Source organism: Shewanella sp. Shew256, from assembly GCF_002196695.1.
Classification (GTDB): Bacteria; Pseudomonadota; Gammaproteobacteria; order Enterobacterales; family Shewanellaceae; genus Shewanella; species Shewanella mangrovisoli.
Map to the genome: position 1 here is coordinate 110506 of NZ_NAJR01000002.1, position 12347 is coordinate 122852.

Here is a 12347-nt window from a genome sequence, read left to right on the forward strand (position 1 = left end):
TATTGTTTTCTTGGATGAGTCACTATGACGTTGCGTGACTAAGGTGCTTTAGGACGCTTTTTACGTGACACCTTAGACTCTTCACCTTTCAGTAACCGCTGAATATTTTCTTTATGGCGGATGATAATCAGCGTTGAGAGCATAGCGACGGGGATCGTAAATCTGTCATCCAGCCACCAAGTATAAAGTGGTGCCAGCAGGGCGGTAATAATTGCCGCGAGTGAAGAGTAGCGGCTGATCAGGACTAAGACGACCCAAGAAGCCATTAAGCAGATGGCTAAGTCATCGCCAATCGGTGCCATAGCACCAAAAGCGGTCGCTACACCTTTGCCACCTTTAAAACCAAAAAATACCGGATAGATATGGCCAAGGCAGGCGGCGATTGCGATCAAACCGAGGGAAATGGCGTCGATTCCCATTAAATAGGCAAGATAAGTGGGTAAGGCGCCCTTAAGCATATCGAAAAATAACACCATGGCAGCCGAGCTTGCGCCGCCAATGCGCAGCACGTTGGTGGCTCCGGGGTTGCCTGAGCCTTGCAATCTGGGGTCGGGTAGGCCTCTCATCCTACACACTAGCACAGCACTTGAGACAGAACCGGCTAAATAGGCGGCCACAATCATCAAAAGTGTCAGTGTTAATTGACTCACATTGGTTTCCTTACACGTCTTAAGGTATTATCGCGCCACAATTAAACAGCCTCTTGGCAAGCATTCAGTCATAAGCGATAGCGATAACGCGACTTATCAAGTTGCGATAGTTTCTGAACGAACAAATCCATTTGGGCGTTATCCTACTTCGGATTGGTCCGAGTAGAAAGTAAATTAGTCGTTCCATCGAACGGCGGATTATACAGACACTATCGCGTTTAGCTTATCAGACCTCATTGGCATGAGTTAGTAGGAATTAGTATGGATAAAGTGCTTATTCGACAATTACGTATTGATACTGTGATTGGCGTCTATGAATGGGAAAAGAAAATCCAGCAGAGCCTGTTTTTGGATCTCGACATGGCTTGGGACAATAAAGCCGCCGCGGCAAGCGACGACTATCAATACGCGCTCTGCTATGAGACGGTTTCGAACCGCCTGACTCAGCTCGTCACCGAAAAGCCCATCGAGTTAATCGAAACCGTTGCCGAGCGAGTGGCTGAATGTGTGCTCAACGAGTTTAAGGTCAATTGGGTGAAAGTCGTAGTGATGAAACCCGGTGCCGTGCCTTCGGCTGCTGCCGTTGGGGTTGAGATTGAACGCTCACACTAATCGTTACTGTAGATTCGGGTTTTAGCTTAGTTAGGCAGACGGTTCGGACATGGGTATGGCACGTATATACATTAGTTTAGGCAGTAATATAGAACCTTCTCGCTATCTAAAGGCGGGCTTGCAGTCATTACGAGAGCACTTTGGTCCACTGCAGCTTTCCTCTATGTATGAGAGTGAAGCCGTAGGGTTTGATGGCACTAACTTTTTAAACATGGTGGCCTGTGCACAAACGAGCCTGAATATTGCTGAGGTAGTTGCGCAGTTTAAGCAAATCGAGCAAAATCACGGCCGGTTGGTGGGGGCCAAAAAGTTTAGTCCAAGAACCTTAGATATTGACCTATTGCTTTACGATGATGTCGTTTGTCAGACCCCAGTGGTACTGCCCCGCGCCGAAATTGTCACTAATGCTTTTGTGCTTTGGCCTTTAGCGGAAATCGCCCCCAATTTGGTTCACCCATTGCAGCAGAAAACCTATGCCGTAATGTGGGATGAATATGATAAAGCGTCGCAAAAGCTGTGGCCAGTAGCCTTTGAATGGCCTCATGGGCTCACTTTTTAATTGATTGATAGGATTGTCATGGATACGTTTCAGGTAATTATTTTAGCGTTAATTCAAGGATTAACAGAGTTCCTCCCCATTTCTAGTTCGGCGCACCTTATCCTACCCGCACAGCTTTTAGGCTGGGAAGACCAAGGCTTATCCTTCGACGTTGCCGTCAACACTGGCTCATTATTCGCCGTGGTGATTTATTTTCGCAATGAACTCTGGGCCATGTTCAAGGCTTGGATTGCCAGTATGGTAAAAGGTCAGCATTCCGATGACAGTAAGTTAGCCTGGTGGATCATTCTTGCTACTTTACCCGCAGTGTTTTTTGGCTTTATGGCCAAAGACTTTATCGAAACCCATTTGCGCAGCGCTGGCGTGATCGCCGTGACGACTGTGGTCTTTGGTTTACTGCTCTGGTGGGCAGATAAGATGTCTCGCCGTGACTTAACGGTTTATCAAACGGGTTGGCGCAAGGCGCTATTAATTGGTTTTGCTCAGGCGCTGGCGTTAATCCCTGGTACTTCACGCTCGGGCGCGACGATGACGGCCGCGCTGATGTTAGGCCTTAGCCGCGATGCCGCAGCGCGTTTCTCGTTCTTGATGTCTGTGCCTGTCAGTCTGGGCGCGGCTATTCTAGTGGGTAAAGATTTGGCCGAAAGCCCGCTTCCTATTGATTATCAAGCACTGACACTTGGCACTGTGATTTCATTTGTGGCCGCTTATCTGTGTATTCACTATTTCTTAAAAATCATCAGCCGTATGGGTATGACGCCATTTGTGATTTATCGCCTCATCCTCGGTGCTGTGTTATGTGGATTTATCTTCCTATAATACAGGGGCGCCATGGCTAAAAAATCGGGTCTAGTACCCGATTTTTGTGTTTTTAGGCGTGGATTTTCGTTAACGGAGTAAGTTATGGGCCTTCAATTTCAATGTCCTACCTGTGGTTCGGCACTGATGCAGCATCAGGCATCCCAAGGTTTTTACTGTGCAAATAAGCACCATTTTGATAAAAATGAAGCGGGTTATTGGATTTTTACTAAACCAGCACGACAAAAGCCGACTGGCGACTCCCGTCAGCAAGTGCGGGCAAAGCGCTTCTTGCTTGAGTCGGGGATTTTTTCACCTTTAGTTGAAAAAATGGCGGCGATGATTGCACCTCATCTGAAAGCCGATGATTGCCTATTGGACTACGAGTGCGCTGACGGCTTCTATTTGCGTGCTTTAGCTTCTGCACTACCTAATCTCACAAACGAGCTAAACGTCCAGTACAGCGGCGTAGCGGACGCAGAAAATACTATTTTTGCAGCGGCCAAAGCGCAAACCCCTGCAACACTCTGCTTAAGCACCTCAAAAGTGCTGCCTTTTGCCGACAATTGCATTGACCTTATCACTGTGCTCGATAAGCCGTTGAAGGGGAAGGAATGCGTTCGAGTACTGAAAGAACATGGCTTGATATTACAGGTGATCCCGGGGGCGCGGCATTTGTGGCAAATCAGGGAGTGTATTTATCCGGAACTGGCTGAAAAAACTCCCCAAATTAATTTGCCTTCGGGATTAATTGTCAAAGAGCAGCAGCGATTGCAATTTAGTTTGTCTGTCACGGGTGAACAAGCGCTGGTCTTGTTGGATATGACACCCTATGCGTGGCGCGCCTCTGAACAAGTCAAACACCTTATTCGGACGAAAGCCTTCGATGTGCTGGAAATTGATTTTGTTTTGGTCTTAGCGCAAAAGTCTTTAATTGAGTCCTAACTGGCCAAAATACAAAATTAAATAGGATGTTTTTTAGTCTATTCATTGGCTTAGGGAATGCGTTTCAGGGTGCTTGAATAGGGCGAATTGCGCAAGTCTATGATACTAATCGAGCTTTTTATGTTGTTTTAATGTAAATGCGAAACGGCGTCCCTTAAACTTTATCTTTATTACGCTTTTGTCTCTCACAATTATTACCCTTTTATTGCCTTTGTTTCCCTAATAGCCTCAGTTTGTCGCGTTGCAGTTTCTTTAAAATGCTAGCGATAACACTGGGGCAAAAATAAAGTTTTAAGTAAAAAGATTCATCGGGATTAACAAAACTTCAAATCTAAGTTTATGGATGAGATTAAAACTCAAATCCGCTTAAAACAAATGTGTGGTTCACTTCTGTGTTGAATAGACAATGCCATCAAGTCGAATGAGTTTTAAAGAGATGGTGAGTGTAAAGGGCTAAAGAGACGAGAAAGTGCAGGCTTAAATGAGAGAGGGGGATTAAAGATAAGATTGGTGCTTAGATTAACTGAGACCATAAAAAAAGGCTTGGATGGATGTGCTATTCGCTTTCATCTCTCTCAAGCCTTTTATGCTAACCTGCTGAATTACAGGTTAATTACTTATCATTACTTCTTGTAACGAGAAGCAACGTTGTCTAGACGGTCGTTAGCGCGCTTAGCTTCTGCTTGTGCGTCCATAGCTGCTGCTTTAGCATCTTTAACGTCTGCAGACAGTTTGCTTTGCTCTGATTTCAGAGAGCTAACATCAGCTGACAATTGATCAACTTTGTTGCCCAGAGTTGCAACGCTTTCTTCCAGAGCAGTAGTGTTTGCACAACCACCTAGTAGGGCAGTCATTGCTAAACCAGCAATCATCAGTACTTTTTTGTTCATTGTAAAAAATCCCTTAAAATAGGTTGGATTTGAATGTTTCGTCACTTTGGAATCGAAACTGCCTAATTATGACATAGCTATTTTAATTTGCTACGAATATTAATGCGTTTAACCACTATAGACATATAAATTTTTTTTAAAAGCGTTTTTTCACGGTTATATCGGCCTTTTTCATCGAAAAATGGCACTGTATTTACCAGAAAGTGTGGTCGCATTTACAAAAATATTACAATTTTATGGCGTTTGTTTGGCTTGGGATTGCTGCCAGTTGAGTTTCACTTGCTCAACGACCTCTATCCGCTTCGAATTGAGCGCCTGTTTTATCTGTGCACCTTGAAAACCTGCTGCAATAATAGCCTTCACATCGACTGTATTGGCGGCTGAAAAGCAAGCAGAAAGATAATCACCTTGTGGATAGGCATGATGCTCGAATCCGGTTCTGCCACGCATATCGGCGATGCAGGCTAACAGAAGTTGCTCCAGCCGTTCTGGTTTACGCCAAAAATCGGCTTTATCGAAGAGCTTGATGATGGTCTCGCTTCTTAACTCAAAAGCTTGGTGCACATTCTGATGCTGATCGCTCACTAAGAGCGCCAGATCGCGATACTCGTTCGGGATCCGCAGGCGTTCACACAGACTTTTTATAACGGGTAAGCCCTTCTGTCCATGACCATGGTGTTTAGGCCAATGCTCTTTAGGGCTTAATGCTTTACCCAAGTCATGCACTAAGGCGGCAAAGCGCACTGCTTTTTCCTCTGTCAGAGAGCTAGCTTGGGCTAACACCAACATAGTGTGCAAACCCGTGTCTATCTCTGGGTGCCATTTTTCCGGTTGTGGCACACCAAAAAGCGCCTCAATCTCAGGGAACAGAATATTCAAGGCGCCACATTGGCGTAGCACTTCGAAAAAGACTTCTGGGTGAGGGCCGCCAAGACTCTTATCGACTTCTTGCCAGACGCGCTCAGGCGTCAGCGCTGTTAACTCCTCGGTTTGGCTCATGTGCTGCATTAACGCCATGGTTTCATCGGCAATCACGAAACCTAAGTCATGAAAACGTGCGGCAAAGCGAGCAACCCTTAATACTCTGAGCGGATCTTCAGCAAAGGCGGCCGACACATGTCGCAGCTGACGCGCGTTGATATCTGCGATGCCATGGTAAGGATCGTACAAGTTACCCGCCTCATCTTGTGCGATGGCATTAATGGTTAAATCGCGTCTCAGCAAGTCTTGCTCTAGGGTGACATCCGGACTGGCATAACAGCTAAAGCCGCCATAGCCGAGACCGACTTTGCGCTCCGTTCGCGCTAAGGCATATTCTTGTTGGGTTTTAGGATGCAAAAAAACTGGGAAGTCTTTACCCACTTGGCGATAGCCTAACTGCTGCATTTGCTCCGGAGTGGCACCTACAACCATAAAATCTTTATCTTTTATTGGGAGATTGAGCAGGCTGTCTCGTACAGCACCGCCCACTAAATAAATTTTCACAGGAATATTTTAGCTAGTGTGTCATAAAGCTAGCTTAACATGATGAGGCGATGGCGAGGCGAATTTGGATGCAGATATTTATTGGGATGTCACATCCATGTTGCGGATGTTTTGACAATATCCCTGGGACGTTTTAACGTGGGGCGTTATTTTTAGCTTAGGATGATTGGTGGTATGTACAAGGCCTTTTATGGACTCAGTGATAACCCTTTTTCGATTGCACCCAATCCCCATTATTTATTTTTGAGTGACAGGCACAGAGAGGCCTTAGCCCATTTGACCTATGGACTGGGTGAAACTGGGGGCTTTGTGTTGTTGACGGGGGAGGTCGGCACGGGGAAGACGACAGTATCTCGTTGTTTGCTTGGGCAATTACCCGATCATACTGATACGGCTTTTATCTTAAATCCTTCGCTGACGGAGTTGGAATTACTCGCCACACTCTGTGATGAATTGAAGATCAGCTATGGTGAAAACCCGACTCTTAAACAACTCACTGACCATCTGAGTCGTTTTTTACTGGCCAATCATGAGAAAGGCCGCAATACCGTACTCATCATCGATGAGGCGCAGCATCTGCGTGCTGAAGTGTTAGAGCAATTAAGGTTGCTTACCAATCTCGAGACTGACACGAAAAAACTGCTACAGGTGATCTTAATTGGTCAGCCTGAGCTGCAATTGCTGCTTAAACGGCAAGAGCTTAGACAGTTAGCCCAGCGTATCACCGCTCGTTATCATCTATTGCCTCTTAATGAAGATGAAATCGCACTCTATGTGTTGCACCGTTTGCAGGTGGCAGGTCGTTTTGAACCGCTATTTACCCGTAAAGCGATTAAAGTGCTGCACAAATACAGTGGCGGTATTCCGCGGTTAATTAACTTGCTGTGTGAACGTGCTTTGATGGCGGGTTATGCACAATCTAAGGTGCCAATCGATCACCATATGGTGAGACAAGCGGCGGCCGAGGTACTTGGGGAAGAAGAACCACAGCCAAATAAACTCTTGTGGCCGAGCGCTATCGCGGCGGCATTGGTTGTGGCTTTCGGTGTGTCTTATTGGTTATTTACTGAAAGCCCAGCGGTTGCCAATGTGGCCAACTCGTCTGTGACACAAGCGAGCCAAGCGACTCAGTCAGTAACTCAAACATCGATTCAAGAGAAGAGTATTCAGCCGGAGCAAACATTGGCTTCGATGCCTAGTGCGCCAGTGGCTAGCGAGCCGCAAACCCTTGCTGCGCCGGATCCGAGTGTGCGGGTGTTGCAGGAGGCTATTAAACAAAGCCGCAGTATCGATACCGCCTTTGCTGGCCTCTTTAATGTGTGGGGTAAGGTTCCCTTTAAAGGCCTAACCGCGTGCCAGTCGGCGCTAGAACAAGGGCTTTCCTGCTATCAACAGCAGGGCAATTGGATGTCGCTGACAAGGCTCAATTATCCTGCGGTTGTGTATTTAGTGGATGATAATCAACAAGATTTTTATGGTGCAGTGATTGCCGTCGATGCTGACCAACTCTTAATGCAGTTGGGCGAGCAGCAGCTTTGGGTCGATAGGACCTGGTTTAATCAACATTTTAGCGGCACCTTTGAAATTCTCTGGCAGGCGCCTAATTTACCTATGCTGGAAATCAGCCAGAAGTCGAGTCCTGGGCAATTACAATGGCTTGAAAACGCCCTTGCCCATGTGGCTAACCGACCTTCGCGCCGGGTGTCTCAATTCGATCTGAAATTAGAGAATGATCTGAAAGCCTTCCAAAGCCAACATGGTTTAAAGGCCGACGGTATTGCCGGTAATCAAACCTTAGTGAGACTGAATTTGTATTTAAGCGATCAGGGACCGCGCCTTACCGATAAGGGAGCGCAGAGTTAATGTCCATTTTACTCGATGCGGTAACCCGTAATAAGCAGCAACAAACTTCCCCCTTACCCGATGCGGTATTAACGCCAAGGGCTAGTTATCCTTCGGTGCGTAAACCTGCATTCCCCGTGGCAAAATTATCCTTGCTCGCCGTCGCGGTGGCGCTTGGGGTAGGTGTGGCGTGGGGCGTGGCGAATTGGCAGCAGCAACATGCGATGCCGATAGTAAATGCGGCGCCTAGCAGTAGTATCAATCCAAGCATGGCTGATAGAACGGTTGAAAACACGCCGCAGACAGCCTCCACCGTGCAGCCATCTGCCGAAGGTGTTCGCGCCTCATCAGGTGCAGTTACTAGCGCTGCGTTGCAAACAGGTGTATCAGAGCAAACCTCAGCAGAATCATCAGGGTTTCGATTAGCGGGCAAAGTGGCACTGCCAAGGGAGCAGGTATTAAATGAAGCGCCTGCAAACGTGCAGCCTTATCAGAACCCCAACATGAGTTCGGCTCTATCTACCACAGCATCCGCTTCTACGAGTGCGGATCCGAGCTACGATGACTATCTGGCAACCTCTGCCGCCTTAGATGAAACGACCCGAACGCAGCAATCCTCTGCCGAAAACCTTGCGCCACAGGATACGAGCGAGTCAGAGCCTATTATGTTGGGCGCTAATGCGAATCGTCAGGGCTTAGCGACACTCGAGGCATTGCGTGAACAAGTTAATGCAGCGGCGGCCGATGTGGGCTTAGAAACGGCGCAGAGCCGCAAAGAGGATGAGTTAGTCGCGAATTTTCAGGATGCGCTCAAGGATGTGGAATATGTGAAAGCGGCTAAGACGCCAGTGACAGAGCCCAAGCTTGATCCTATTCCTAAGGTCGAAAACGACGACATTCCTAAATATGGGCAACTGCCCGCGGGGTTACAGCTACAAGTGCCTGAATTTAATATTGTTGCCCACGTTTATTCGACGGATGCGAGTCAGCGTTGGTTGAATGTCGATGGTGCCGAGTTACAGGAAGGCGACCAGATTGGGGGCAAGTTAAAGATTATTGCGATTCGCCCGCGGGATGTAGTGCTCGAAATCCAAGGCTCGCAGTTTAGGGTGCCAGCAATTTAACTTGTTATATTACAAACAAAAAAGGCGCCGATGGGCGCCTTTTTTATCGCTTAAAATCAAAACTTAAGCGAAGAAGTTGTAAGCCAAGAATAAGGTCAGGGCGTAACCCACGCTGTAGCATAGGAACAGGGCTGGCACATATTTCAGGTAGCTTACGAAAGTCAGCTCTTTTACTTTGCTCATGGCGACGATACCCGCAGCCGAACCAATCACTAATAGTGAACCACCCACGCCCACACTGTAGGTTAAGCCTAACCATTCTGGGGTGTTGAGCACAGGCTCTGCTTTAAGCAGCGCAGCCGTCAATGGCACGTTATCGATAAGGGCAGAACCCATACCAGTAACGAAGTTAGAGATGTTTGGATTAAACAGGCTGTAAGCTTCGGTCAGCATATCTAAGGTGCCGATTTCTTTAAGCATACCTACCAGCAGTAAAATTCCTAAGAAGAACAACAGAGTGTCGTATTCGACTTGGCGAATATATTCGAGGATCTTGATTTCTTCTTTATCACTGCGGGTGGTGTGGCCGATAAGGAACATAATCGACAGACCGGTTAAGAAGGTCAGTACCGGTGGAATACCGAAGAGAATGTTCAGCAGCATGGTCATCAGGATCGTGCAGAAGAACACTAAGGCAATTAGCAGATCCACGGTTTGATAGCTGTGCTTAATCGGGGTGGTGGACACCACGCCTTCAGCCTTCAATGAGAACAGCGTTGCCAGTAAAATCACACTCACGGCTGATGGGATAAACAGCATTAACAGTTCGGAGATGTGTACGTGGCCGCCTAAGAAGATCATCAGGGTGGTAACGTCACCGGTGATCAGGGCGACACCGCCGGAGTTCACGGCGAAAATAATCAACACCGCCATTCTGCGGCGCATTTGCTTTTCGAGCTTAAAGGTTGTTAACAAGCCTAAAGACACTAAGGTCGCGGTGACGTTATCACAGAAAGCCGACAGGATAAGCGCGAATAAGGCCACTTGGATCATTAACAGGCGTACAGAGACCTTCTGCGGGAACAGCTTCTGCACCATGATTTGGATCATACCTTTGGCGTTAAGATAGGCAACAAAGGTCATTGTCGACATCAAAAACAGCCACAGGGTGGCAATTTCGAGCAAGTTTTCATTGAGTTGATGGGCAACCAATTTCTCATGGTTGGCGTCTCCGGCAGCCATAAACAGTGCTACCCAGGAAATACAGCCAAAGAATAAGGTGGTTTTTGCTTTATTAAGGTGGGTGACTTCTTCGAAAATAATACTGAGCAATGCGAGCACCGCCAGTATGATCAGAAAGGTATATAACATAACTGCAATTCCAACTGCTGTTTTAATGTCGTGGCAAGCCAAAGGCGAGCTATTGAGTGGCATTATCAAGGCTAAATTAAGCTTGCCGTGTTAATGCGTGCGGATCAGAACATAATGGGGTGAATAACGCAACTGTTAGCTGTAACTCGGTTTTGCGTCATTTTGTGATATTGGTCTCAGTGAAAATGATTGTTTTTTAGTGTTAAACACTGTTTGGTTTTTAATGTGTAGTTTTTTATCTTGTTTAGTTGAGATTGCCAAAGGACTGTAAAGTAAGATCTACGATTAAAGTCTAAGCAGTTATTTTGCCGATCCCGCAATTAATTTTTCTTTATGAAGGAAATATTGCACGAAAATGCAGTCACACAGCTGAAGGATCGGATTTTGTGCTGTTTACGGTGCTGAGTGCGGGATTCTTTAGCTGTGTCACAAAAATGACCAAGTCAAAATATTGACTGGATAGAAAGTGAGCTGTATCTTGTGCCACTTTAGTAGTTAAGACACTGGATGTTGTATCTTAAGGATAACGCAAAATGACATTTGTGCTCCGCAGTCTGATGTTATTAGGCTCATTAGTGTGGTTAACATATAGTGGCAAGCAGCTGATAGCATTAGGAATATTACATAATCCTAGCCTGATGGTTGACCATATCACTTTGACTTTACAGGTCTTAGTCGCGGCGGTGGTATTTAAATCCGCTTTAGGCTCGAAACGATCCGATAGCTATTGATGGGGTCAAGGCTCACGCAATATCCAGTTCAAACGCCAAGCAATAAAAAGGGACGCTACTGCGTCCCTTAGTGTTTTTAGCTATCGCTTACATTGCCGCTTTCATACGACCTAATACACGGTCCGCCGCTTCTAGCGTGAGGCGCAGTTCTTCTTCGCCATGGGCCATCGACAGGAAGCCTGCTTCATAGGCGCTCGGGGCTAAGTAAACCCCTTCATCTAACATACCGTGATAGAAAGTGCGGAAGTGTTCGATATTGCACTTAGTCACTTGGTCGAAGCGCGTGATCTGCTCTTGCTCGGTAAAGAAGAAGCCGAACATGCCACCGACATAGTTGATGGCCATTGGAATACCGTGTTTGTCGGCAGCCGCTTTAAAGCCTTCGGCGATACGTTTGGTTTTCGCGCTTAGCTCCTCGTACAGACCTTCTTCACACAGGGCTTCCATTTGTGCTAGACCCGCTGACATCGCAATGGGGTTACCTGACAGGGTACCCGCTTGGTACACTGGACCCGTTGGAGCGATAAACTGCATCACATCTTTACGACCGCCAAATGCACCCACAGGCATGCCGCCGCCAATCACTTTACCCAGTGTGGTTAAGTCAGGAGTAACGCCATAGTGGCCTTGAGCGCCGCTTCTTGATACACGGAAACCTGTCATCACTTCGTCGATGATGAGCAGCGCACCAAACTCATCACACATAGCACGCAGACCTTCGAGGAAGCCTGGGATAGGTGGGATACAGTTCATGTTGCCAGCGACAGGCTCGATGATGATACAAGAGATTTCAGTCGGATATTGCTCGAACAGGCTACGAACTGAATCGAGATCGTTATACACAGCGGTTAAGGTGTGCTTGGCGAAATCTTCTGGGATACCTGGAGAGCTTGGTTGACCTAAAGTTAGAGCACCAGAACCTGCTTTAACTAATAGGCAGTCAGCGTGACCGTGGTAGCAGCCTTCAAACTTTAAGATCTTGTCACGATTGGTAAAACCGCGCGCTAAACGAATCGCACTCATGGTGGCTTCAGTGCCTGAGCTCACCATACGCACTTGCTCGATAGAAGGCACCATGGCGATGACTTTCTCGGCCATTTGCACTTCAAGTTCGGTTGGCGCGCCAAAAGACAGACCATTGTGCACCGCAGCTAATACGGCTTCACGGATTTTTGGATGGTTGTGGCCGAGGATCATCGGGCCCCAAGAGCCAACATAGTCGATATAAGCTTTACCATCGGCATCGTAAATATAAGCGCCATCGGCTTTTTCAATAAACAGCGGCGAACCACCTACACCGTTAAATGCACGAACCGGAGAGTTAACACCGCCGGGGATGGTTTTTTTAGCCTGTTCAAATAGCGCTTCGGAACGGGTCATGTTAAGTCCTTAAAGTAAGT

Annotated in this window: 12 protein-coding genes; 7 read left to right on the forward strand and 5 right to left on the reverse strand. The window is 47.0% G+C overall.

Annotated elements, in window-relative coordinates:
* Positions 1–38: 38 nt before the first annotated feature.
* Positions 39–650 (reverse strand): glycerol-3-phosphate 1-O-acyltransferase PlsY, encoded by a 612-nt coding sequence (gene plsY / locus B5P39_RS03350; RefSeq protein WP_088210468.1) that lies wholly within the window; start codon positions 648–650, stop codon positions 39–41.
* A gap of 261 nt (positions 651–911) precedes the next feature.
* On the opposite strand from plsY, the gene folB reads away from it, so the two are divergent.
* From folB to B5P39_RS03370, 4 genes are all read left to right on the forward strand, one after another.
* Positions 912–1262, forward strand: a complete 351-nt coding sequence (gene folB, locus B5P39_RS03355; protein WP_088210469.1) for a dihydroneopterin aldolase — start codon at positions 912–914, stop codon at positions 1260–1262.
* Positions 1263–1317: 55 nt separating this feature from the next.
* Positions 1318–1821, forward strand: a complete 504-nt coding sequence (gene folK, locus B5P39_RS03360) for a 2-amino-4-hydroxy-6-hydroxymethyldihydropteridine diphosphokinase (protein WP_086903112.1) — start codon at positions 1318–1320, stop codon at positions 1819–1821.
* Between the two features lie 18 nt (positions 1822–1839).
* The gene (locus B5P39_RS03365; RefSeq protein WP_011717919.1) at positions 1840–2640 is read left to right on the forward strand and encodes an undecaprenyl-diphosphate phosphatase; all 801 of its coding nucleotides are present in this window, start codon (positions 1840–1842) and stop codon (positions 2638–2640) included.
* Positions 2641–2724: 84 nt separating this feature from the next.
* A complete protein-coding gene (locus B5P39_RS03370; protein ID WP_088210470.1) occupies positions 2725–3564 on the forward strand; it encodes a putative RNA methyltransferase in 840 nt (279 codons plus the stop codon).
* Between the two features lie 623 nt (positions 3565–4187).
* On the opposite strand, the gene B5P39_RS03375 is transcribed toward B5P39_RS03370, so the two are convergent.
* Positions 4188–4454, reverse strand: a complete 267-nt coding sequence (locus B5P39_RS03375; protein WP_011623648.1) for an Lpp/OprI family alanine-zipper lipoprotein — start codon at positions 4452–4454, stop codon at positions 4188–4190.
* Between the two features lie 234 nt (positions 4455–4688).
* Positions 4689–5939 (reverse strand): multifunctional CCA addition/repair protein, encoded by a 1251-nt coding sequence (locus B5P39_RS03380; RefSeq protein WP_088210471.1) that lies wholly within the window; start codon positions 5937–5939, stop codon positions 4689–4691.
* A 174-nt stretch (positions 5940–6113) separates the two neighbouring features.
* Between B5P39_RS03380 and B5P39_RS03385 the strand changes: the two genes are divergently transcribed.
* Together B5P39_RS03385 and B5P39_RS03390 are read left to right on the forward strand one after the other, a co-directional pair.
* The gene (locus tag B5P39_RS03385) at positions 6114–7802 is read left to right on the forward strand and encodes an ExeA family protein (RefSeq protein WP_088210472.1); all 1689 of its coding nucleotides are present in this window, start codon (positions 6114–6116) and stop codon (positions 7800–7802) included.
* Positions 7802–8905 carry a general secretion pathway protein GspB gene (locus B5P39_RS03390; RefSeq protein WP_088210473.1) on the forward strand — a complete coding sequence of 368 codons (1104 nt, stop codon included), beginning with the start codon at positions 7802–7804 and terminating at the stop codon, positions 8903–8905. The genes B5P39_RS03385 and B5P39_RS03390 overlap by 1 nt, the downstream gene beginning before the upstream one ends.
* Positions 8906–8968: 63 nt before the next feature.
* Here B5P39_RS03390 and nhaD read toward each other — a convergent pair whose 3' ends face one another.
* On the reverse strand, positions 8969–10216 hold the full coding sequence (gene nhaD, locus B5P39_RS03395) for a sodium:proton antiporter NhaD (protein WP_041412728.1): 1248 nt from the start codon (positions 10214–10216) through the stop codon (positions 8969–8971).
* A 533-nt stretch (positions 10217–10749) separates the two neighbouring features.
* On the opposite strand from nhaD, the gene B5P39_RS03400 reads away from it, so the two are divergent.
* Positions 10750–10947: a hypothetical protein gene (locus B5P39_RS03400; protein ID WP_011717913.1), complete on the forward strand. Its 198-nt coding sequence runs from the start codon at positions 10750–10752 to the stop codon at positions 10945–10947.
* Positions 10948–11034: 87 nt separating this feature from the next.
* Here B5P39_RS03400 and hemL read toward each other — a convergent pair whose 3' ends face one another.
* The gene (gene hemL, locus B5P39_RS03405; RefSeq protein ID WP_088210474.1) at positions 11035–12327 is read right to left on the reverse strand and encodes a glutamate-1-semialdehyde 2,1-aminomutase; all 1293 of its coding nucleotides are present in this window, start codon (positions 12325–12327) and stop codon (positions 11035–11037) included.
* Positions 12328–12347 lie beyond the last annotated feature (20 nt).

Coding starts and splice junctions, on each gene's coding strand:
- B5P39_RS03390 (WP_088210473.1), top strand. CDS start 7,802: ATGTCCATTTTACTCGATGCGGTAACCCGTAATAAGCAGCAACAAACT.
- B5P39_RS03375 (WP_011623648.1), bottom strand. CDS start 4,454: ATGAACAAAAAAGTACTGATGATTGCTGGTTTAGCAATGACTGCCCTA.
- folB (WP_088210469.1), top strand. CDS start 912: ATGGATAAAGTGCTTATTCGACAATTACGTATTGATACTGTGATTGGC.
- hemL (WP_088210474.1), bottom strand. CDS start 12,327: ATGACCCGTTCCGAAGCGCTATTTGAACAGGCTAAAAAAACCATCCCC.
- B5P39_RS03365 (WP_011717919.1), top strand. CDS start 1,840: ATGGATACGTTTCAGGTAATTATTTTAGCGTTAATTCAAGGATTAACA.
- nhaD (WP_041412728.1), bottom strand. CDS start 10,216: ATGTTATATACCTTTCTGATCATACTGGCGGTGCTCGCATTGCTCAGT.
- B5P39_RS03385 (WP_088210472.1), top strand. CDS start 6,114: ATGTACAAGGCCTTTTATGGACTCAGTGATAACCCTTTTTCGATTGCA.
- B5P39_RS03370 (WP_088210470.1), top strand. CDS start 2,725: ATGGGCCTTCAATTTCAATGTCCTACCTGTGGTTCGGCACTGATGCAG.
- B5P39_RS03400 (WP_011717913.1), top strand. CDS start 10,750: ATGACATTTGTGCTCCGCAGTCTGATGTTATTAGGCTCATTAGTGTGG.
- folK (WP_086903112.1), top strand. CDS start 1,318: ATGGCACGTATATACATTAGTTTAGGCAGTAATATAGAACCTTCTCGC.